At 72.4% G+C, this 22,596-nt stretch carries 13 protein-coding genes; 3 read left to right on the top strand and 10 right to left on the bottom strand.

Annotated elements, in window-relative coordinates; all coding sequences use genetic code 11:
* Positions 1-64: 64 nt before the first annotated feature.
* The 3 genes from ACFXDJ_RS07905 to ACFXDJ_RS07895 are packed head-to-tail and all read right to left on the bottom strand — an operon-like array spanning position 65 to position 4,973.
* Positions 65-1,213: an acyltransferase family protein gene (locus tag ACFXDJ_RS07905; protein ID WP_384654405.1), complete on the bottom strand. Its 1,149-nt coding sequence runs from the start codon at positions 1,211-1,213 to the stop codon at positions 65-67.
* Positions 1,210-3,267 (bottom strand): PIG-L family deacetylase, encoded by a 2,058-nt coding sequence (locus tag ACFXDJ_RS07900; RefSeq protein ID WP_384654408.1) that lies wholly within the window; start codon positions 3,265-3,267, stop codon positions 1,210-1,212. The genes ACFXDJ_RS07905 and ACFXDJ_RS07900 overlap by 4 nt, the downstream gene beginning before the upstream one ends.
* A 17-nt stretch (positions 3,268-3,284) precedes the next feature.
* Positions 3,285-4,973 carry a stealth family protein gene (locus tag ACFXDJ_RS07895; RefSeq protein ID WP_384654428.1) on the bottom strand — a complete coding sequence of 563 codons (1,689 nt, stop codon included), beginning with the start codon at positions 4,971-4,973 and terminating at the stop codon, positions 3,285-3,287.
* A gap of 638 nt (positions 4,974-5,611) precedes the next feature.
* Here ACFXDJ_RS07895 and ACFXDJ_RS07890 point away from each other — a divergent pair.
* Together ACFXDJ_RS07890 and ACFXDJ_RS07885 are read left to right on the top strand one after the other, a co-directional pair.
* Positions 5,612-6,526 carry a hypothetical protein gene (locus ACFXDJ_RS07890; protein ID WP_384654411.1) on the top strand — a complete coding sequence of 305 codons (915 nt, stop codon included), beginning with the start codon at positions 5,612-5,614 and terminating at the stop codon, positions 6,524-6,526.
* On the top strand, positions 6,526-9,360 hold the full coding sequence (locus ACFXDJ_RS07885; RefSeq protein ID WP_384654414.1) for a stealth conserved region 3 domain-containing protein: 2,835 nt from the start codon (positions 6,526-6,528) through the stop codon (positions 9,358-9,360). The genes ACFXDJ_RS07890 and ACFXDJ_RS07885 overlap by 1 nt, the downstream gene beginning before the upstream one ends.
* 139 nt (positions 9,361-9,499) lie before the next feature.
* On the opposite strand, the gene ACFXDJ_RS07880 is transcribed toward ACFXDJ_RS07885, so the two are convergent.
* The 7 genes from ACFXDJ_RS07880 to ACFXDJ_RS07850 form a co-directional block, all read right to left on the bottom strand.
* A complete protein-coding gene (locus ACFXDJ_RS07880; RefSeq protein ID WP_384654417.1) occupies positions 9,500-10,219 on the bottom strand; it encodes a PspA/IM30 family protein in 720 nt (239 codons plus the stop codon).
* 86 nt (positions 10,220-10,305) lie between these two features.
* Positions 10,306-12,447 (bottom strand): TPM domain-containing protein, encoded by a 2,142-nt coding sequence (locus tag ACFXDJ_RS07875; RefSeq protein WP_384848380.1) that lies wholly within the window; start codon positions 12,445-12,447, stop codon positions 10,306-10,308.
* Positions 12,448-12,499: 52 nt separating this feature from the next.
* Positions 12,500-15,739, bottom strand: coding sequence for a protein kinase (locus ACFXDJ_RS07870; protein WP_384848376.1), 3,240 nt, complete (start codon positions 15,737-15,739; stop codon positions 12,500-12,502).
* 85 nt (positions 15,740-15,824) lie between these two features.
* Positions 15,825-16,598 (bottom strand): succinate dehydrogenase/fumarate reductase iron-sulfur subunit, encoded by a 774-nt coding sequence (locus ACFXDJ_RS07865; RefSeq protein WP_384662086.1) that lies wholly within the window; start codon positions 16,596-16,598, stop codon positions 15,825-15,827.
* Positions 16,595-18,499, bottom strand: a complete 1,905-nt coding sequence (locus ACFXDJ_RS07860; protein WP_384662089.1) for a fumarate reductase/succinate dehydrogenase flavoprotein subunit — start codon at positions 18,497-18,499, stop codon at positions 16,595-16,597. Before ACFXDJ_RS07860 ends, ACFXDJ_RS07865 begins: the two co-directional genes overlap by 4 nt.
* A gap of 1 nt (position 18,500) precedes the next feature.
* A complete protein-coding gene (locus ACFXDJ_RS07855) occupies positions 18,501-19,325 on the bottom strand; it encodes a hypothetical protein (RefSeq protein WP_384662091.1) in 825 nt (274 codons plus the stop codon).
* A gap of 97 nt (positions 19,326-19,422) precedes the next feature.
* Complete coding sequence (locus ACFXDJ_RS07850) at positions 19,423-19,662, bottom strand: hypothetical protein (protein ID WP_384662094.1); 240 nt, start codon at positions 19,660-19,662, stop codon at positions 19,423-19,425.
* A 363-nt stretch (positions 19,663-20,025) separates the two neighbouring features.
* Here ACFXDJ_RS07850 and ACFXDJ_RS07845 point away from each other — a divergent pair, with 363 nt between their 5' ends.
* Positions 20,026-22,512, top strand: coding sequence for an ABC transporter family substrate-binding protein (locus ACFXDJ_RS07845; RefSeq protein ID WP_384662097.1), 2,487 nt, complete (start codon positions 20,026-20,028; stop codon positions 22,510-22,512).
* Positions 22,513-22,596: the final 84 nt, after the last annotated feature.

Below are 22,596 nucleotides of genomic sequence, written 5' to 3'. Positions count from 1 at the left end.
TGCGAGAGGGCGCCCGGACAGGAGGTGTGGTCCGTCCGGGCGGCCGCTCGTCGCCCTGTTGGGATCAGCCTCTGCCGGAACCGGCAGGGGCTGGGGCTGGGGTGAGCCAGTTCTTCATGGCCTTGGCGCTCGGGCGCTCGATGAGGCGGTGCACCAGCCAGGAAGCCACCAGCATGCCGGCGAGGAGACCCGCGAGCAGCACCCAGGGCGAAACCGAGGTGTGCAGGCGGCGGATGACCTCCCAGCCCAGCTCCTCGTGCAGCAGGTACAGCGGGAACGTGAGCGCGCCGGCGGTGGTGAGCCATCGGCGGTTGAGGAAGGAGAGACGCCCGAGGGCCACGGCGAGCACGAGCGCGTAGAAGACCGTGATGACGGCCAGGCAGACGGTCCACGAGAGGGAGTGGTGGACCGATCCCTCGGCAGTCTTCATCAGGCTGTGGAGCTGGTTCTGGGCCAGCAGCCAGGACATGCCGAGCAGCAGCCACAGGACGGGCGTCGGGCCGAAGCGGTGCATCAGGAACATCACCACGCCCGCGACGAAGAACGGGGCGGCGTCCGGCACCGTCATCAGCTGCACCAGCGCGATGCCGGAGTGCGGGGCGAGGACGGACAGCAGCAGCCAGATGCCGCAGAAGACGACGACCCGGCGGTAGGTGAGACCGAAGGCGGCGACGATGCCGAAGAGCAGGTAGAAGCGCAGTTCCGTCCAGAGCGTCCAGTAGACGGGGTCGATGTCGCCCGCGCCCATCGGCTCCTGGAGCATCGTCAGGTTCGCCAGGATCTTGGAGGGCGTGATCCCGGTCTGCGCAGAACCGTGGGACATGAGCATCACGGCGGCGGTGAGCAGGACGGCGAACCAGTACGCGGGGTAGAGCCGGATCACCCGGGAGACCGCGAACTGCCGGATCGTCCGTCCCCAGCAGGACATGCAGATGACGAATCCGCTGATGAGGAAGAACAGCTGGACGCCGAGCCAGCCGTAGGAGGCGATCGGCTGCGCGGTGGGGAAGACCACGGAGGTGGACTTGTCCCAGATCGGCTTGGCCCAGTCGTCGAAGGCTATGAAGTGGAAGGCGACGACCATGAGCGCGGCGACTAGGCGCAGGCCGTCGAGCGTGTACAGCCGTCCGGCCCGGGCGGTGCCGGGGCGGGCGGCTGAGCGGGGGGCCGCGGCGGGGGCAGGCACGGTGCCGTGGACGGCTGATGTGGTCATGAGCTGCTGTTCTGTGGGATGGCGCTTGTCGCGAGGGTCGCGTCGGGAGCCAGGCGGGTGAGGAAGGTGCGGTCGGCGGAGTCGGTGGCCAGGGAGGCCTGACCGACGACGGAGCCCTTGATGCTGGTCCAGCGGGGGGCGAGGCGGGTGCCGAGGGTGGCCAGGCTGGTTCCGCCGTCGTTGTTGCGGGCGGCGAGGAGGACGCCGTCACGCAGCGGGTGGAGGGTGAGCGGGCCGTAGCCGCGGCCCGCGAGGTCGAGGCGGTCGTTGGTCCAGTCGCCGCCGTCCGGGCGGTGGTAGGCCTGCGGGCGGGCGGTCTTCACCTCGCGGAAGACCAGGAGCAGCGAGCCGTCGGGGCGGGCCAGCACGGTCGGGGGGTCCGCGGAGACGGGCAGGTCCGTTCGCACCGGGGCGAGCTTCTGGCCGGGCTGGTCGTGGGTCCAGTGATGGATGGTGTCGTGTCCGGAGGCCAGGACGTGGACCCGGCCCTTGGTGTCGGTGGCGACCGTCAGGCCCTCCTGCACCTCCGCGCCGCCGAGGTCGGTCCAGGAGCTCCATTCGCCGTCGCTGCCGCGCAGGCGGGTGGAGACGCCCTTGGCCCAGTTGCGGACGAAGAGGTGCACGGTGCCGTCGCCGGCCTGGGTCGCGACGGGAGCGCCCACGCGGCGGCCGTGGTCCGGGTCGGACTCAGGATTGCCGAGCGAGGTCCAGGCACGGAAATCGGAGCCCGGGCGTTGCTGTTCGGTCATGACGATCTCGCGGAGGTTCTCGTCCGGCTTGGGGCCGAGACCGGCGATGCGCTGGGCGAACAGCTGCCAGCGGCCGTCCTTGGTGAGCAATGCGGCCAGACCGGGCAGCAGCCCTTCCCCGCCCAGCAGCTTGGCGGACGACCAGTTGCCGCTGCCGGGCGCGGACTCCTGCCACATGGCCGCCTGCCCGCCCAGTACGCCGAACGCGGTGAGCCGTCCGTCCGGCGCCTGCTGGATCCGGGGCGCGGCGGTGGGCTGGCGCTGGGAGGTGCGCTGCAGCCAGCCGGGACCGTAGGACCGGTCCTGGCCGACGTCGTAGTCGCCGCAGCCGGCGGAAAAGTCGCAGCTGTCGGGGGCGCCGCCGTAGGCGTTGAGGACGTCGGCCTTGGCGCGGACGAGCTGGGGCGGCAGATTCTGCGGCCAGCGCTCGTTGTAGTAGCCGCGGTAGCTCATGACGGTGTACGAACGACCGCCGCCGGGCCCCTGGTAGCGCTCCAGGGCGGCGTAGGCGAACAGAGCGGCGGCCGTGTGGTCGGGGTGGTCGGAGTAGCCGGGCTGGTCGTGGTGCGACCGGTTCTCCGCGTCGTGGACCTGCATGTCGGGGTCGGGATCCAGGGTCCGTACGAGCGTGGGCTTGTGCTCGTTCAGCAGGTGGGCCAGGGCGCCGATCAGGCTCTCACGGGTCACCTCGTGCGTGGTGGTCACGGGGGAGCCGGTGCTCATCAGGGTGCTGGTCGCCAGGCCCGGGTCCTCCCACATCCGCGGAAGGGTGTTGGTGGAGTCCGCCCCGGGAGCGTGCTGTCGGACGCCGAGGAAGACCACCTGGAGGCCGGGGTGGCCCCGCAGGCTGTCGACTTCGATGGGCGTGCCGTCGGGGAGGGTGTCGACCCGCACGTCCCAGGGCGCGTGCTCCTTGCCGGTCGCCATCAGCGCGTAGGCCTGCCGCAGCCCCTGCCGTCGGGCGCCCGCGTAGCCCGCGACATCGGGCTTGGGGGGCACCTTCGCGCCGGGGACCTTGTTGACGCCGCCGCTCTCACCGCAGTTGATGAAGATGCTGACGAGCCGGTCGTTGTCGTTGATCGACTGCTGGAGCTCCGGGTTCATGAAGTACAGGTCGTCGTCGGGGTGGGCGACGATGTGCACGACACTGGCGCCGCTCGTACCGTCCTTCGCCTCGGGTACGGCCGCGCGCCCCGGCTCCTTGGGGGCGGGCTTGCGGGTCCCGGAGTCCGTTGTGCATCCCGCCGCGGTGAGAGCGATGAGACCGGCGATGACGGTGCGTCGGGTGGGGCTCGGTGGCGTCACGGAAACTCTCTCATCGGTTACGCGGGGTGCTCGTATCGGCTGGGCACCGGGAAGTACGACTTCAGGAAGGGTCGCAGCAGCTGGGTGCTGCGACCGAAGTCCGCTTCCGTGGACAGCGTGTCGTTGAGGCAGAACACGTCCTTGTCGCGGGCGACGAGCAGGCGGTCGAGCCGGTTGGCGGCGTGGGGGAGGGAGATGTCGATGTACGTGTACTCAAGGTCGCCGGCCAACGCGCGCCCGGTGTGGAAGGCGTAGTAGGGGTACAGCGAGGAGGGGATGGCTATGTCTTCCGCGCTGCGGAAGCGCTGCCCGGCCGTCGTCCGGTGCTGCTCGGCGAACTCGTCCTCGATTTCGTTCAGGACGTCGCGGCTCAAGGCGTGCGGGACGTGCCGCATCTTCTGCACCAGCGTGGTGCCGAAGCGCTCCTCTATGAGTGCTCGGTTGTTCTTGCCCGCGATGGAGACCGGCACGTCGTCCGCCGTCGGCGGGCCGAGCGGCACCAGGGCGGGGGAGGGGAAGAACCGCGTCAGCCCGTTGGAGAGGAAGAAGTCCCCCGGGGACATCTCGCGGCCCAGGAACACGTCGTCGTTGAAGTAGAGGAAGTGCTCCGAGAGGCCCTCGATGTGGTGCAGCTGGCTCTCGATGGCGTGCGAGTTGAAGGTCGGGAGCGAGTTCTGGTCGGTGAAGATCTCGCGGTGGCTGACCACCTTGATGCCGGGCTGGGTGGTGTCCAGCCAGTCGGGCGTCTGATCGTCCGTGACCAGGTAGATGTTGCGCACCCAGGGGGCGTACATCGCCAGCGACCGCAAGGAGTACCGCAGCTCCTCGTGGTCGGCGTAGCGCGCCGCGTTCGCGGCGTCGGGGTGGTAGGCGACGCCCGTGAACTGGGACCGGCGGCGCAGCCACTGCGGGTCGGAGCCGTCCACCCAGGTGTAGACGACATCGACCGGGAAGGTTATGTCCCTCGGGAGCGTCGTGGTGAATTCCGGGCGGGTGCGCACCGTCATGGACACCGCCTCGCGGGTGCCGTAACGCGCGGTGAAGGTGGTGGCCGGGACCTGCACGGAAGGCTCGTCGGCCGATACGGACTCGGTGATGGAGTTGCGCCGCGGGGCGGTCAGCCGGTCGCCCTCGTGGGCCCAGAACTCGATGTCGCAGCCGTGCTCGGGCCCCAGGACCAGGTTCTGGCCCCGCTCGGTCCGGTACCAGAACAGGCGCAGGGAACGGGCTCGCGCGTACCGTCGCCAGTTGGCGGGCCGGTAGGCGGGGGCGATGTGCTTGTTCTCCTCGTCGCGGGGGCCGAAGTAGGCGGGCAGCGCCTGGCACAGCTCCTGCAGGGCGGCGGTGGTGCGGGAACGGTCGTCGGCACGGACGGCTACGGTCGTGCCCCCCCGCTCCTGGTTGCGTACGCAGAAGTAGTCGATGCCCGCCGCCTCCAGGGCCGCGGTGACCGCGCCGAGGTCGGCGCGCCGGGCGGACTCCGGGGAGAGCCGGTCGTCCACGAAGGCGATCCGGGGACGTCCGCCGACGGATATCACGACGGCGCCCGACTCGGAGACGAGGGAGCGGTGGAGGGCGGCCATGCTCGCGCCGCGTATCTGGCTGGGCAGGCGGCTGAAGGGGGCCGCGCTGATGGACTGCTTTATTCGGTGTCGCGTCTCGGGCGAGTAGCGGGCGGCGACCACGCGGCGCAGCCGGGCGGGCATCACCTTGCGGTAGACCCCGCCGACCAGAGCGGACCCCTCCGCGCCGGTCCTGCCGCCGTTGCCGGGCTGCTTGGCCGTCTCCTGCCGGGCCGGTGGCGTCACCGGGCCGGGAGGCGCCGGTGGATCGCTCAAAAGGGCAGGAGCGCCCTGATGCGTCTTGCCCACCACCGCGTCGACGTGCTCTTCGCGACGCTCCGCGACAGCACGTTCTTCGAAGCCCACCCGTCCTCCAAGTCCTGACCAGCCACCACCAACCAGCCCCGGCCTCTTGGCTGAAGAGGAGGGGGGCGACCCCCGCCACCCAGTATGTGAAGCAAAAGGGACCCGCCTGAATACACCAAGAGTCAAGTAAACTTTAGCGAAACGCAAAGGACCGCCGGGGGCAAGGCCGGGGGATGGCCGGGGCGCCCGGATGGGGATGCACGGGTCCACACGCGTTCCCCTTCCGGTACGAGTCCGGACTAATCGGGCCGGTTGAGGGATAGTTGGGCGGCCTGGCGTATCAGGCATCATGAGTGAGATGTACGGGACCGCGGCCGGAGAAGAGATGTCGAAACGTTATGAATGAAACCTTGCTGTCCCATGCGGTGGGGGCGGTCGGGCGTCTTCGGCGTACGGCTGGCCGCATCCGCCGCCGTGTGGAGCGGATCAATACGGTCCCGGCGCTCGGCAGCCGGGGGCGACCCCTGCCCGCCCTGCGGCCCGTCCACCTGTCCGTGCTCAGCGGCCGCACCCTGAACCTGGCGGTGCCCGCCCCCCGGGGGCGGGGCGACCTCGGCGAAGCCGTCCTCGTGCTGGAGCGCGGCGACCAGCAGCGCGCCGTGCCCATGGAAGTGGAACCGCAGCCGGACGGCACGGTGCTGCTCACCGCGACCGCGTCGCTGCGCCACGCCCGGTACGACGCCCCTGAGGCCTCCGGTCCCCGGCTGACGGACGGCGTGTGGCGGCTCAGGGTCGAGACGACCGACCTCCGTGGCCGCCGGAGCCGGTTCGGCCTCGCGGCCACGCCCGCCCACGTGGTGGACGGCCCCACGCTCTCCTCGCAGCCCAGCGAAACCGCCGGCGCCACGTTCCGGCCCATGCGGTCCGTCGACGGCCAGTCGATGATCAAGGTAGTGGGTCCCCGGACGCACGCCGAACTGATCGGCTTCGATCTGCGCTGGGACCGGGTCTCGGTGCGCGGCCGCCTGATAGCCGCCGGCTCTCCGCCGGCCGGGTTCCGGGCCGAGGCCGTGCGCCGCGGCGGAGGCGCGACGGTGGCGGTACGCCCGCAGTGGGACGGTGACCGGTTCGGCTTCGACATACCGCTCGACGCGATGGCGGCCCGGGGTCGGGGCCGCGGCATGTGGGACGTGTCACTGCGGTCCGGCCGAGACCGGATCAAGGTCAGCCGCAAGCTGACCGACGTACGCCACCCCAAGAAGGTCTTCCGTACTCCTTTCCGGACCATTGCCACGGAAGGCGGCGCGCTGCTGCGCGTGCACGCACATCTTTCGCCGGCGGGGAATCTCGCCGTCAGCTGTACCGTCATCGCCACCGAGGAAACCGCCTGATGAAGATCACCTTTCTGCTCACCTGGGGCGACGAGATGGGTGGCACCGAAATGGCCACCTACACCCAGGCAGCGCACCTGGCCCCACGCCACGAGGTCGAGGTCATCAGTGTCTTCAAGACCAGGCCCGAGCCCTTCTTCTCGGCCGGCCACGCCATCCCGCGCCGGTACCTGGTCGACCGCACCGGCCCGTACGGGCGCCCCGTGCGGGAGAGCGGCCTCGGCGAGCGGGACTGCCGCACGCTGACCTCGCTCCCGAGCGAGATCATCCGGCCCGCCTGGGAATCCACCTTCGACCGGCTTTCCGACATCGAGATGACGAGCGCCCTCGGCGCGCTCGACACCGATGTGCTGATCACCACCACGCCCGCGCTCATGGCCGCGGCGGCCGAACTCGTGCCCGCCCGCGTCATCACCGTGCACCAGGAGCACCGTGCCTCCCAGCTCCGGGGCGTCAGCGGTGAGCCCCTGCTGGTGTACGCGCCCCGGATCGACGCGCTGGCCTCGCTCACCGAGCGCACCAACGACTGGTTCGCCGACTCGCTCGGCGCCACCGCTCCCGAGCTCGTGGCCATTCCCAACGCCGTCCCGGGCAGCTTCCGGCCCCGCTCCGACCTGGACGGCAAGACCATCGTCCTGGCCGCGCGGATGACCCCGGAGAAGCAGCTCGACCACGCCATCGAGGCGTTCGCGGCCGTCGCCGACGAGCACCCCGAGTGGACGATGCGCATCTTCGGCGACGGGCCCCAGGAGGTCCGCCTGCGGCAGCTCATCGACGGCCTGGCCCTGCACGACCGCGTCATGCTCATGGGCCGCTCCGCCGACATGGAGCAGGAATGGGCCAAGGCCGGCCTGGCCGTGCTGCCGTCCCGCAACGAAGCGTTCCCCCTCGTGCTCCTGGAGGTGTTCGCCGCCGGGGTCCCCGTCATCGCCTACGACATAGTCACCGGGCCGGCCGAGATCATCCGGCACGGTGTGGACGGTCTGCTCGTCCCCGCGGGCGACAAGGACTCCCTCGCGGTCGCCATGGCAAAGCTCATGGACGACGACTCGACCCGGCGCGCGTACGGAAAGGCCGCCCGCCAGGGTGTCCACGAACGGTTCAGCGCCGAAAAGATCACCGCGCAGTGGGAGGCCCTGTTCGAGCGCCTGGTCGCCCGGCGGGACTCGCCGGCGCGGCTGGCCGAGCGCGCCGACCGCACCGCGCTCCGCATCGCCGGCGGGGGCACCCGCAGCTTCAACGTGGCCGCGCCCATCAGCGTGCTGGCCGGCTCGGCCGATGAGCAGAAGGCCCGCGAGGTCATGCTCCAGGCCCAGGACCGCACCGGCGCCCTGGTGCGCTCCGCCGGCCGGCTGGCCGAGGTGCGCAACGACGTCCTCGCGCCGCGGATGGCCGAGTGGAACCTGGAGATCACCACCTCCGCGCTGCAGGCCCACGGAATCCCGTACGTCCTCCTGGCCGACGGCGGCACCTCCTTCCGCATCGCGGTGGAGGTCGAGCGCCGCAAGGACGTTCTCGCCGCGCTCGCCACCGAGCTACACGCCAAGCCCATCTACGCGGAACTGATCACGCCGCGCGGCGCCGCACCCGGTGCCGTGCTCGCCGAGCGGCTCCGCGAGGCCGGCGACGTCGCGGGCCTGCGCGTCTTCAAGCCGCTGGTCACCGAGAGCCGGACCCTGCGCTACGGCCCGGCGTTCGGCTGCATGGTGGAGTTCTGGACCGAGAACCCCGAGGGCACGGAGCTGCCCGGGTGGCGCACCGCCCCCCGGGGGTCCACGCTCGTCGGGCCGCGGCTGCCCTCTCTGGAGCCGACCGCCACCCTCCAGGTCGGCGAGCGCGAGTACCCGACGGCGGCCGCCTTCACCGACGACCTCATGTGGGACGTCGGCTTCCCCGTCGACGTCGTCTACACCTGGGTGGACGACACCGACCTCGCGTGGCGCGAGCGCCGCGACACCGCCAAGCGTGATGCGGGCATAGCCACCGACGGCGGCGCGGACAGCGGGGACGTCCGCTTCCGCAACCGCGACGAACTGCGGTACTCCCTGCGGTCGCTGGCGATGTACGCCCCCTGGGTGCGCAACATCTACCTGGTCACGGACGATCAGACGCCCGACTGGCTGGACACCACCCAGCCCGGCATCAAGGTGGTCAGCCACCGCGAGATCTTCACCGACCCGAGTTGGCTCCCGACCTTCAACTCGCACGCCATCGAGAGCCAGCTGCACCGTATCGAGGGCCTCTCGGAGCACTTCCTCTACTTCAACGACGACGTGTTCCTGGGCGCCCCGGTCAGTCCGACGGCGTTCTTCGACAGCAACGGCACGGCGCACTTCTTCCGTTCGCCCACCGCCATACCGCCCGTCGAACTGGAGGAGGGCGACGAGGGGTACTTCGCCGCGGCGAAGAACAACCGGACCCTGCTGAAGAAGAAGTTCGGCCGCGTCGCCACCCACGGCTTCCTGCACACTCCGCACCCCCTGCGGCGCAGTGTCCTCGCGGAGATCGCCGAGGAATGCTCCGAGGAGATCGAAGCCACGGCGAAGAGCCGCTTCCGTGCGACGACGGACCTGTCCGTCACTTCCTCGCTGCACCACCACTACGGCTACATGACCGGGCGTTCGAGGCCGTCGAGGATCTCCAACTCGTTCATCAACGCGGGCAGGTACGACCACCACACGAGCCTCACCCGCCTGCTGGCCACGCGGAGCCACAGCGTGTTCTGCATCGGCGAGTCGGCGGACGCGGAGGTGCCCACGGGCGAGCAGGACCGCGTGCTGAGCGCGTTCCTCAACGCGTACTTCCCGGTCCCCTCGCCCTTCGAACGGCGGTGACCTTCCCGGCCGCGCAGGCCGCGCCGGCTCTGCCGCCACGGCGGCTTCCCGGCCCGGCGAAGCGCCGCTGAGAAGCGGGTGAAGGGCTCCACGGCAATGGCCGTGGAGCCCTTCGGCGTGTGTGCCGGCCGGCTGGGTATCAGGCCGCGCGGCCGGCCTTCAGGGCGGCCAGGCGGGCCTCGATCTCCGAGGTCTTGCCCAGGTCGTCCAGGGACTCGAACTGGGCGTCCAGGGAGGACGCGGCCAGCTCCTGCTTGCCCAGCGCCATGGCCTCCTCGCGGCGGACCTTGTCCTCGAAGCGGGTCAGGTCGCTGGTGGGGTCCATGACGTCGATGTTCTTCACCGCGTCCATCATCGTGTTCTGCGCCTGGGCGGTCTTGGCGCGGGCCACCAGTTCGTCGCGCTTGGCCGTCAGCTCGGTCAGCTTGTTCTTCATCGAGTCCAGCCCGGCCTTGAGCTTGTCGACCACGTCGGTCTGGGCGGCGATCGTCGGCTCGGCCGTCTTCGCCTCCTTCTCCGACTGCATCTGGCGGCCGAGGGCGACCTTGGCGAGGTTGTCGAACTTGTCGGCGTCCGCGGCGGATCCCGACGCCCGCAGTTCGTCGGCCTTCTTGCTCGCGGCCAGGGCCTTGCCGCCCCATTCCGAGGCCGCCTCCACGTCCTCCTTGTGGTCCGCCTCCAGCATCCGCAGATTGCCGATGGTGGTGGCCACGGCCTGCTCCGCCTCCGAGATGTTGTTCGTGTAGTCCCGGATCAGCTGGTCCAGCATCTTCTGCGGGTCCTCGGCCTGGTCCAGCAGGGAGTTGATGTTGGCCTTGGCGAGCTGGGTGACGCGGCCGAGGATGGTCTGCTTGCTCATGTGCGCTGTCTCCTTGGGGGAAATGAAGAGGAGGGAGGAGGGGAGCAGGGGAGCAGGGGGAGGGGGGAGAGACTGGGGGAGGTGAGCTAGAAGCGGCCGCCGCCGCCCATGCGGCCGCGGGTTCCGCCGCCGCCGAAGGAGCCGGGGCCCTGCCCGCCGCCGCCCCCGCCGAAGCCGCCTCCGCCTCCGAAGCCGCCGCCTCCACCCCCGCCGCGGCCGCCGTTCAGGAGCTCGCCGAGGATGATCCCGCCGAGCACCGCGCCGCTCATGCCGCCGCCCTGCCGCCGGCCGCCCGCGCCGCCGTACGGGTTCTGGTACGCGCCCACGTCCTGCTCGGCCAGCTGCTGCGCCTGCCGCGCGAGCGAGTCCGCCTGCTGCGCCTCCGCCAGCGCGCCCGCCGGATCCGTCGCCGCCAGGGAGGCCGAGCGCTCCAGGTGGCGCTGTGCCTCCGCCAGCCGGGTCCGGGCCTGGCTGCCGACCGCGCCCCGGCTGGTGGTGATGTAGTCCGCCGCCGCGCCGATCGCGCTGCGGGCCGTGAGCAGGGCCTGGTCGAGCAGGGCCGCCGCGCGCTGCCGGCCCGACTCGCGCTCGCGGGCCCCGGCCAGCGCCTCGTCGAGGGCCGCGTCGGCCTCCTCCACCCGGCGCAGGGCGTCGATCGGGTCGTACCGGCCGGCGCTCTGCTCCTGCCGTACGTCGGCCAGTACGGCCTCCGCCCGGCTGATCCGGCCGCGCAGATCGGCGGTCGAGGTGCCCTCGGTGGTGCCGGTCAGCAGCCCGCGCGCGTCGGCGAGGTCCGTGTCCGTCTCGTTCAGGGCGCCCGGCAGCTTCCCGGCGGCCTCCGCGAGCTCCTGCGCGCGCCGCTCCACCGCGTCGACCAGGGTCGCCGCCTGGTCGACCGCGCCCTCGGCCGCCCGGACGTGCACGGCGGCCTTGCCGTTGTCGCCGGAGTCGATCGCGGAGCGGGCCTCGCCGAGGCTGGTCGTCGCGAACAGCAGCCGGTCCTTGGCCTGTTCGGGGTTGGAGGCCACGGGCGCGGCCGCCGAGTCCGCGTACTGGCGGCCCAGCGCCGTCAGGGTGGCCTCCGCCGTCGTCGTACGGCCCGTCAGAGCCCGGAAGTGGCCCTCCACCGTGGCGAGCGCCTGGGGGGCGTTCTTCTCCAGGTCCCGCAGCCGGTCGAAGTCCGCCGACTGGGCGTCGAGGCGCCGGCTGGCCTCCGTACAGCGGGCCACGATCTCGTCCAGCATCCGGCGCCGGGTGGCGTCGTCCTCCGGGTAGGCGTCGTCGAGCTGCTGGCGCAGCCGGAAGGCGGCCGTCAGCTCGCCCTTGCCGTACTCCACGGCCTCCGTGAAGGCGGAGACCGCCTCCTCGCCGAACTGGGCCGTGGCGAAGCCGAGCTCCTCGGTGCTGGTGCGGATCGCGTCGTCGGTCTCCACCAGCAGGGCCTTGGCCCTGGAGTCCAGTTCGGGGAGGGGGAGCTGGGCGGGCGAGGTGTCCTGGCCGGACCAGCCGGTGGTCTTCGATCCGCCGCCGCCGCTCGCGCTCCTGCGCTTGCGGCGGGTGTACGCGTACGCGCCGAGGGCGCCCGCCGCGCCGACCACGACCACCGGGAGGACGAAGTCCCCGGCGCCGCTCACGCCGCTCGCCGCGGATCCGCCCGGGTCCGCCTCGCCGGGGGTGATGGCGGGCACGGGTACGGGCTTCCCCGCCAGGACGGCGTCGTATCCGTTCGCGGCGCCGATCGCGGCGCCCGCCCAGTCGTTCTGCCGCAGGGCCGGTTCGATCGCGGTCTGCGCGACGGCCGCGAGCTGCTCCTTGGTGAAACCGGAGTCGACATCGGCCGAATAGGCGTACTGCCGGGCGCCGGTGCCGATGGCGAGCAGGACGTCGCTCTGGCCGAGGCCGTTCTTCTGGGCGGTGGCATCGGCCCAGCTCTGCGCGGAGCGGCCGGAGAAGTCGCGCACGTACGTGACGAACAGCTGGATCTTCCGGTCGGCGTACAGCTTGTCCAGCGCGGCGGCGACGGCGGGCTCGCGGTCGCCCAGGGCGCCCACCCGGTCGGTGATCTGCCCCTGCTGCGACAGGGTGACCGGGTCGTCGGCCCGGGCGGCGGGGGCGGCGGCCGTCGCCCAGCCGGTGAGCGCGAACAGCGCCGCGGCGAGGGCGAGGCCGGCCCGGACGGGTATCCCGGCGGTGGTGCGTCTCTTCGTCCTGCTTCTCGGCGGAGTCACATTTGGGAGGGTATGGGCCGTTACGTGCCCTCGCACCCGGAGATCGGCGCGGTCAGGGGAGGGCGTACGCCGACAGTTCCGGACGGGAGAGGACGAGGTGGTCACCGATCAGCAGGGCGTCCCCCTGGGCGAGCCCCGGCTGTTCCCACTGGCGGCGCAGCCTTCCCGTCGCCGGATCCAGGACGGCCACGAAGGGGCCGGTCGACCGGTTCAGGAGGCTGCGTCGGCCGCCGTGGGAGACCTTGACGTACAGTCCGCCCGCGCGCAGGCCGAGCAGTTCGAGCGCGCACCTCGACCCCTCGCGCCGGGTCATCGCCCGCTGCCAGCGCAGGGCGCCCGTCTCCGCGTCGAAAGCGAAGACCAGGTCCGTGCCCTGCTCCGGGCGGCTCGCCGCCGCGTACACCGTGCCCCGTTCGACCAGCAGCCGCTCCGCCGGGGTGCCCAGCACCGACCGCCACAGCTCCCGGCCGCTGGCCCGGTCCAGGGCCGTCAGCGCGTACTCGTCCAGGAGGACGTGGACCGGGACGCCGCTGCCGGACAGCTGCTGACCGTGCATCGTGCGTTCCGTGGGGCGGCTCCGGGGGAAGGACCACGCAGGGCGGCCGGTCGGCAGGTGCAGAGCCTGGACCAGCCGGTCGTCAGCGAGGATCAGGCAGTCGCCCACCGCGGCGGGGGACCGGGTGGCGGGGGAGGGAAGGGCCCGCTGCCACAGGATCTCGCCCGTCGAGGCCCGCAGCGCGGTCAGGTCGCCCGGTGCCCCTTGCACCAGCACCGGCCCGGCGCTGCGCAGTGGCCCCGCCACGGGCAGGTCCCGCCACCACCGCACGCGCCCGTCCCGCGGTTCCCGCGCCAGCAGCCGTGCTCCGGGCGTACCGTCGCGCCGCACCTCGACGTAGACCGTGGCGGCGTCCGCCGTGCAGGACACCATGAGCTGACCGACCCCCGGCAGCTCCGACGCGGCGGCGCCCTCGTCGGAGTACGCCGTCCAGAGCGTGGTGCCCTCGTCGGCCCTTACGCAGCCCACCTCGGTCCCCGACTGCCACACCACGTACGCGCCCGCCGCGCACACGGCGTCCGGCCGGGCATCCGTGTGCCAGGCGCGCGCTCCGGGGGCCGCGGCAGCGGGGCGCGGGTGCCGCTTCGGGCCGGGGCCGGGGCCTTCGTGCGACCCGGGGGCCGCCGCGGATCCCGCGGCAGGGCCGCCCAGAGCGGTGATCCCGGACGGCGGCGGGGTCCCGGCGTCGGCGGCGGCCTCCGCGGCCCACCCTGCCCGGCCCGTCGCCACGCAGTCCCGTGCGATACGGACCAGCGCGCGGGCCCGCTCCGCCGGGTCCGGCAGGTTCCGGGCGCGGCCCGCGCGCTCCCGCGCCGCCTCGGGGTCCAGCGGCGGCCGGGCCTCCTGCGCAACGGCGGCCCGGGCCCGGGCCAGCGAGGCCAGGGCGTGGCGGGTCTTCTCGTCCTCGGAGGCCTCCGGCCGGCCGCGCAGCAGGCCGGCGGCCTGGTTGCGCAGCCGCTCCGCCTGTACGAGCTCTCCCCGCTCGGCGTGGTGCGCGGACTCCTCGCGCAGCCAGGCCGCCCGCTCCTCCAGGAACCGGGGCAGCTCCTCCTCGGCCTGCTCCAGCGCCCGGGCCCCGCCCGCCGCGTCCCCGGCCCCGGCGCGGTCTCGCGCCACCTGGCACAGCGCCAGCAGCCGGCCCCCGGCGGAGCCGATCCGCTCGCCGATCCGCAGGGCCGCCGCCAGGTCGTGCCGGGCGACGGCCAGCACCATGTCGTACGTGGCGGCCCCGCGCAGCCCGGCGTCCGGGATCAGCGCCAACTGGAGCTCGGCCTCGGTGGGATCGGCCGCCGCGACGGCCGTGTCGATGCGGGCGCGGAGCCGGTTCTCGGCCGGGCTGTCCCCGAAGTGGTAGTCGGCGATCCGCAGGGCCTGCTCGGGCGCGACCCCGGCCAGCTCCTCCGCCACGGCGCGCAGCGGGCCCCGGCGGTCCGGGCCGAACACGGTGAACAGCGCCTGCTGCGCGTCGGTCAGCAGCCGCCGCGCCCGCGCCGGTGCCCGCGCGGAGGTGTCCTTGGCCAGGCCGGTCAGCATCCGGGCCACCTGGGCCCCGTCGCCCCGGCCGCCGGTCCACGCCGCGGTCTCGGCGTCGGCCAGCAGGCGGCGCGCGAGCTCCGCGTCGAAGCGGGCGGCGGCGTCGGCGGCGAGGGCCAGCACCTCGATCCGGGCCTCGTCGCCCGTCGGCAGCGCGCGCATGGCCTCCTCGGCCTCCAGCAGCAGCCCCCGTACGAGCTCCCGCACACCGGCGGGCACGCCCCCGGACCCGGTTCCGTCACCGGGCCCGGCCCCGCTCCCGGGCTCGCACGGAACGCCGGTCTGGTCGCCGCCGCCACCACCGATCCCGGTCCGACTCCCGCCGCCGTCCTGCCCGACGGCCCCGGCCCCGGTCCCGTCGGTCCGCCCCAGCTCCGCGGAGCCGCTCAGCAGCTCGCGCAGCGACTTGGCCACCGCCGCCGCCGACTCCGGCCGGTCCGCCGCGTTCTTCGCCAGCAGGTGCAGCACCAGCCGGTCCACCTCCGGGGCCACCGGCGTGCCGGCCTCGCGCAGCGGCAGCGGCGGGTCCTCGATGTGCCGGCGCATGAGCACGTAGGGCCCGTCGGCGGTCTCGCCGAACGGCGGCTCCCCGCTCAGCAGGGCGTACAGCACGCACCCCAGCGCGTACAGATCGCACCGCGCGTCCACCCGCTCGCCCCGCCACTGCTCGGGGGCCATGTACGGCGGGCTGCCGAAGATCCGGCCGGTCACCGTCCAGCCCGCGGTGGCGTCCGAGGAGTGCGCGATGCCGAAGTCGCAGATCTTCAGCCGGCCCCCCGGCAGCAGGAAGAGGTTGGCGGGCTTCAAGTCCCGGTGGATCACGGAGCGTTCATGGGCGGCGGCCAGCGCCTCCGCGGTCTGCGCGGCCAGCTCCAGCGCGACCTCCACCGCGAACCCGCCCGGCTCCCGGGCCAGCGCGGCCCGCAGGTCCTCGCCCGCGAGCAGCTCCATCACGATGAAGAGCCGCCCCTCCTCCTGGCCCACGTCATGCACGACGGTGATGCCCGGGTGCTGGAGCCGCGCCCCGATGGTGGCCTCGCGCCGGAAGCGGGCGACCAGCTCCTCGTTCGTGGCCGCCTCCAGCAGCACCTTCACCGCCACCGCGCGGTCGAGCGCCGTGTCGTGCGCCCGCCACACCTCGCCCATGCCGCCCTGGCCGAGCCGCTGGTCGAGGCGGTACCGGTCCGCCAGTTGATCCCCCACCCGCACCGCGAAAGCCCCCTGACATCACGTCAACGACGTTGATACAGGGGGCATTGTGTACCGCGAAGTGAACAGCTGGGGGTCGCTATCGGCCGGAACGGCGTCCGATCTTGCTCCCCAGCCACACCAGCGGGTCGTACTTGCGGTCCACGGCCCGCTCCTTCAGCGGGATCAGGGCGTTGTCGGTGATCTTGATTCCCTCGGGGCAGACCTCCGTGCAGCACTTGGTGATGTTGCAGTAGCCGAGCCCGTGCTCCTCCTGGGCGGTGCGCTTGCGGTCCAGGCCCGACTCGGCCGCCGCGTCCAGGGGGTGCATGTCCAGCTCCGCCACCCGCATCAGGAATCGGGGGCCGGCGAAGGCCGTCTTGTTCTCCTCGTGGTCACGCACCACGTGGCAGGTGTCCTGGCACAGGAAGCACTCGATGCACTTGCGGAACTCCTGCGAGCGCTCCACGTCGATCTGCTGCATCCGGTACTCGCCCGGCGCGACCCCGGCCGGGGGCACGAAGGCGGGGATCTCGCGCGCCTTCTGGTAGTTGAAGGACACGTCCGTCACCAGGTCGCGGACCACGGGGAAGGCCCGCAGCGGGGTCACGGTGACCGTCTCCTCGCGGGAGAAGGTCGACATGCGCGTCATGCACAGCAGCCGCGGCCGCCCGTTGATCTCCGCACTGCACGAACCGCACTTGCCCGCCTTGCAGTTCCAGCGCACCGCGAGGTCAGAGGCCTGGGTGGCCTGGAGCCGGTGGACGATGTCCAGCACCACCTCCCCGTCGTGCACCTCCACGGTGAAGTCGCGCAGCTCGCCGCCCTCCGCGTCACCCCGCCAGATCCGGAACGCGGCATCGTAGGTGGTCACTTGTAGAGCTCCTCTTCGGCGAGGTACTTGACCAGCTCTTCCTTCTCGAAGAGCGCGAGCAGGTCGGGTCGGATGGGGTCGGTGCGCACCCGGGTCAGCTCGATCCGGTCCGCCGCCGGATCGGACGGGGCGGGGTCGACCGGCCGGCACAGCAGGTTCACCGGACGCCAGGCCCGCTCCATCGCCGGGCAGTCCTCGCGGGTGTGCCCGCCCCGGCTCTCGGTGCGCTCCAGGGCCGCGCGGGCCACGCATTCGCTGACGAGCAGCATGTTGCGCAGGTCCAGCGCCAGGTGCCAGCCCGGGTTGAACTGCCGGTGGCCCTCGACCCCGGCCCGGGAGGCCCGTAGCCGCAGGGTCGCCAGCTTCTCCAGGGCCTCGGCCATCTCGCCCTCGCGGCGGATGATGCCGACGAGGTCGTTCATGGTGGTCTGGAGCTCCTGGTGGAGGCTGTACGGGTTCTCCGCGCCCTCGGCGGCATGGAACGGAGCCAGCGCCTCCGCGGCCGCCTCGTCCACCTTGGCCTGGTCCACGGCGGGGAGCCGGTCCGCCGCCCCGGCCGCGTACTCGGCGGCGTGCAGCCCGGCCCGGCGGCCGAAGACCAGCAGGTCGGAGAGGGAGTTCCCGCCGAGCCGGTTCGAGCCGTGCATCCCGCCCGCGACCTCGCCGGCCGCGAAGAGGCCGGGCACGCCGACCGTGGCGGCGGTGTCGGAGTCGACCGCGATGCCGCCCATCACGTAGTGGCAGGTCGGGCCGACCTCCATCGGCTCGGCGGTGATGTCCACGTCCGCCAGCTCCTTGAACTGGTGGTACATCGACGGGAGCCGCCGCTTGATCTTCTCGGCGGGCATCCGGGTGGACACGTCCAGGAACACCCCGCCGTGCGGGGTGCCGCGCCCCGCCTTGACCTCGGAGTTGATGGCGCGGGCCACCTCGTCGCGGGGGAGCAGCTCGGGCGGACGCCGGTTGTGGTCCGGGTCCTCGTACCAGCGGTCGCCCTCCTCCTCGGACTCCGCGTACTTCTCCTTGAAGACGTCCGGGACGTAGTCGAACATGAACCGCTTGCCCTCGCTGTTGCGCAGCACCCCGCCGTCGCCGCGGACGGACTCCGTGACGAGGATGCCCTTCACCGACGGGGGCCAGACCATGCCGGTCGGGTGGAACTGCACGAACTCCATGTTCAGCAGCGGCGCCCCGGCGAGCAGGGCCAGCGCGTGGCCGTCGCCCGTGTACTCCCAGGAGTTCGAGGTGGTCTTGAAGGACTTGCCGATGCCGCCCGTGGACAGGACGACCGCCGGGGCCTCCAGGACGAAGAAGCGGCCGGTCTCGCGCTCGTAGCAGAAGGTCCCGGACACCCTTTCCCCGTCCTTGAGGACCCTGGTCACGGTGCACTCCTGGAAGACCTTGAGCCGGGCCTCGTGGTCCCCGTACTCCTTGAAGTCCTCCTGCTGGAGCTGGACGATCTTCTGCTGGAGGGTGCGGATCAGCTCCAGGCCGGTCCGGTCGCCGACGTGCGCGAGGCGCGGGTACTCGTGCCCGCCGAAGTTGCGCTGCGAGATCTTCCCGTCGGGGGTGCGGTCGAAGAGCGCGCCCCAGGTCTCCAGCTCCCAGACCCGGTCGGGGGCCTCCTTCGCGTGCAGCTCCGCCATCCGCCACTGATTGAGGAACTTGCCGCCGCGCATGGTGTCGCGGAAGTGCACCTGCCAGTTGTCGCCCTCGTTGACATTGCCCATGGAGGCGGCGATCCCGCCCTCCGCCATCACCGTGTGGGCCTTGCCGAACAGGGACTTGCAGATCACGGCCGTCCGGGCGCCACGCTCCCTGGCCTCGATCGCGGCCCGCAGTCCGGCGCCGCCCGCGCCGACCACGACCACGTCCCACTGCTGCCGTTCCACTTGAGCCATCTCAGAAGATCCTCGGGTCGGTGAAGGCGCCGCTGGCCACCAGGTACACGTAGAAGTCGCATGCGGCCACGCTGATCAGCGAGGCCCACGCCAGCTGCATGTGACGGGAGTTGAGGCGGCTGACCCAGCCCCACAGGCGGTAGCGCACCGGGTGCTCGGAGAAGTGCTTGAGGCGGCCGCCCATGATGTGCCGGCAGGAGTGGCAGGACAGGGTGTAGGCCCAGATCAGCCCGATGTTGACCACGAACAGCAGCGTCCCGAGGCCCATGTGGCCCCATTCGTAACGGTCGTTGCGGAAGGTCAGCACGGTGTCGTAGGTGAGGATGCCCGCGACCGGCAGCGCCGCGTAGAAGAAGTACCGGTGCATGTTCTGGAAGATCAGCGGGAAACGGGTCTCACCGCTGTACGAGGCGTGCGGCTCGGCGACGGCGCAGGCGGGCGGCGAGGCCCAGAAGCCCCGGTAGTACGCCTTGCGGTAGTAGTAGCAGGTCAGCCGGAAGCCGAGCGGGAAGACCAGGATCAGCAGGGCGGGGGACAGGCCCCACCAGCTGCCGAAGATGTCCAGGTTCGGGCCGCCGCGCATCTCCTTGCAGTTCTCCGCCAGGCAGGGGGAGTAGAAGGGGGAGACGTACGGGGCCGCGTAGTAGTCGGCGTTGGCGAAGGCCCGCCAGGTCGAGTAGACGATGAAGGCGAGCAGCCCGGCCGCGGTGCCGGCGGGCGAGAGCCACCACCGGTCGGTCCGCAGGTGCCGGGCTGCGATCGCGGCCCGCGAGGCGTCGTGGACGCCGCCGGGCCGCTGTGATGGAGGTTGGGTGCCTGTGGCCAAGAGGGACTCCGGGTGGAGTGATGAGGGGTGGCCCAGGAGACCCGGCCGCCGTCACTGAGGGTGGCCGGGTCTGGTGGGTCGTGCGGGCAGGGCGGATCTAGGGGGCGCGGCGGTCGCGGGCGCCGAGACCCTCGTCGTCGGAATCCGTCCACAGTGAACTGTCGTACGGGGTGTCCGGTACGTCGACCATGCCGCTCGTGCGGTCCCGTCCGCCCGCGCCCGGAGGCTTGGGGGCGGCCGGTGCCTGCCGCGCGACATCCTGTTCGAGCCGCTCCACCGAGCGGACCAGCTCGTTCAGATTGCGCCGTACGGTGGTCAAATCGTCTTGCAGGGACATGACTTGCCCTCACTTCCGCGTGGTGCGGTGGCAACGCTCATGTGCGCCTGCGAGTGTCGCGCCTCCCGTCCCCGGTTGTGAAGGGACGTGCAGCGATTGCGGGCGCGCAGGCGCGAACCGTGCGCCCTCCCTCACCCCATTTTCATCCCTCTTACGGGGGAACGCCCGTCCGGGGCGCAAGCCGGATTGGTCCGCACGGGTGGGGTTCGCGGCGTGGCGAGGGTCCGCTGCGGTGGGTGCGGCGGGGTGTCGATTTCAGTGGGTTCCGGCACCCAGTGTGATCAGCTCCATATACCGCCGAACGTGATCAAGGCCCCTCCTTTTCACGACCAGCCCCCACGCCCTGCCCCGGAGGTACCACCCATGTCCCAGAGAAGGCGCAGGTCCTTGGCGCTCCTGACCTCGGGAGTTCTTGCACTGCCGCTGCTCGCGGGCTGCGGCGCGGGTGATGAAGAGGGCGGCCCGGTCGCCGCCGGGCAGGACATCGCGGCGACGACCCGCGACAAGGTGGCCGACGGCGGGGTGCTGCGCTGGGCCGTGGACGCCCTGCCCGGCACCCTGAACACCTTCCAGGCCGACGCGGACGCCACCACCGGCCGGATCGCCGGGGCGGTCCTGCCCCAGCTGTTCGTGCTGGACGGCAAGGGACGGCCGGTGGCCAATCGCGATTACCTGGAGAAGGCCGAGGTCGTCGAGCGGGAGCCCAAGCAGGTCGTCCTGTACAAGCTGAACCAGAAGGCGGTGTGGAGCGACGGCCGCGAGATCGGCGCCGCCGACTTCGTCGCCCAGTGGCGGGCTCTGAACGGCAAGGACTCCGCGTACTGGACCGCACGCAACGCGGGCTACGACCGGATCGAGAAGATCGAGCGCGGCAAGACGGACCTGGAGGTCAAGGTCACCTTCGTCAAGCCGTACGCGGACTGGCGCTCCCTCTTCTCCCCGCTCTATCCCAAGCAGGTCACCGGCACCCCGGAAGCCTTCAACGAGGGCGCCCGCGGCGCCCTCAAGGTCACCGCCGGCCCCTTCGGGCTGGGCGCCATCGACAAGAAGACCGGCACCGCCGCCCTGACGCGCAACCCGCGCTGGTGGGGCGCCCCCGCCAAGCTCGACTCCCTGGTGCTCACCGCCGTGCCCCGGGCGGAGCGTCCGGCGGCGCTCGCCGCGGGCAAGCTCGACATGGCCGAGATCGACCGTACGGGCGCCGACCGGATCGCCCTGGCCCAGCGGGAGGCCGCCAAGGCCGACGGGGCCCACGGGCCCGCCGCCTCGGTGACGGCCGCGCAGGCCACCCTGTCGTGGGCGCTGGCCTTCGGTGCGGACGAGTCCAAGGCCAAGGCGGAGCAGGAGAGCCGGCAGAAGCACGCCGAGGCGGTGAAGCGGTACGCCGAGGAGCAGGGCGCCCTGCGCGCCTTCACCGTCCGCAAGTCCCTGGAGCCCGCCTACACCCAGCTCGCCATCAACGGGGCCTCCGGCCCGCTCACCGACGAGCGCGTGCGCCGGGCCGTGGCCCGCGCCCTGGACCGCCAGGCGCTCACCGAGATCGTCCTCAAGCCGCTCGGCCTGCCCGCGAAGCCCGTGGGCAGCCACCTGGCGCTGGCCGGGCAGCAGGCGTACGCCGACAACAGCGACGCCCTCGGCGGCCAGGACACCGCGGCCTCGCAGGCCCTGCTCGCGGACGCCGGCTGGCGCCGGGGTGGCAAGCTCACCGAGCCGAACGGGGCGAAGGCGGGTGCGGAGGCCGCGAAGGAGCACGACGACTCGAAGGTCCCGTCGGGCCCCGGCACCGGCAACGACGGGCTGTACATCGTCGGCCAGGAGGACGAGCGCAACGGCGACCACGACTCCGCCGCCGCTCACCGCGCCCGTGGCCACCGCGGGGACGACAAGCCCGCGGCCGGAGCCGGGGCCGCCCTGCGGGCCGGCCGCCCGGACCACCCCGGCCACCGCCCCGAAGGCCCCGAGCACCCGGCGGGCGTGGGCCTGCCCGAAGGTGCGTACGGGTTCGACGGAGAAATTGTCGACGCCGACGTCTTCGCCTCCGGTGTCCGGCCCTCCCCGGTGCTGGCCCCGGCCCCCTTCGCGGCCCGGCAGGAGCAGATGCTGCGCACCCAGGCGGCCCAGGCGGCGCAGGCCGCTCAGGCGGCGCAGGCCGCCCAGGCCGGAGCCGCGGACGACGGCAAGCGCAGCCCGGCCCTGGACGCCGAGGCCGCCGAGGCCGCGGCCAAGGCGAGCGGCGCCCCGACGGCCCCCGCCAAGCAGGCCGTACGCAACTCGGGCGCCATGCTCGCCAAGGACGGCAAGCCCCTCACCCTCCGCTTCGTCCTGCCGTCCGGGCCCGGCTCGGAGGCGCTGCGCACGGTGGGCGAGCGGATCGCGCAGATGCTCCACAAGGTCGGCGTGCAGACGGAGCTGACCAAGGTGGCCGACGAGAGCTTCTTCAAGGACTACATCGCCTCCGGCCAGTACGACCTGGCCCTGTACTCCTGGCCCGCGACCGCCTACCCCGCCACCGACGCCCGGCCGATCTTCGCGAAGCCCGAGCCGGCGGCCGACGGCTCGCTGGTCGTCGAACAGAACTACACGCGGGTCGGCACCGACCACATCGACCAGCTGTTCGACCAGGCGGCCGGAACGCTGGACGAGGAGCAGTCCCGGGAGCTGATGCGCAAGGCGGACGCCCGGATCTGGGCCGCGGCCGGCTCCATCCCGCTCTACCAGCGCCCCGAGCTGGTGGCGGCCAAGCCGAATCTGGTCAATGCGGGCGCCTTCGGCCTCGGGGCGCCCCGCTACCAGGACATCGGCTGGAAGAAGGCGGCGACGGACAAGGCCAAGGACGAGAAGAAGAAGTGATGACGAACCGGTGCATCCGAGGTTGAGCTCCGGGTTTCTACCTCAGATGTGACTCAAGTCCCTTGCCCGCCGGAATCCCGGCGG

The sequence above is a fragment of the Streptomyces sp. NPDC059443 genome, from assembly GCF_042750105.1.
In the GTDB taxonomy this organism is placed as follows: domain Bacteria; phylum Actinomycetota; class Actinomycetes; order Streptomycetales; family Streptomycetaceae; genus Streptomyces.
This window is presented reverse-complemented; position numbering and strand designations above follow the sequence as displayed.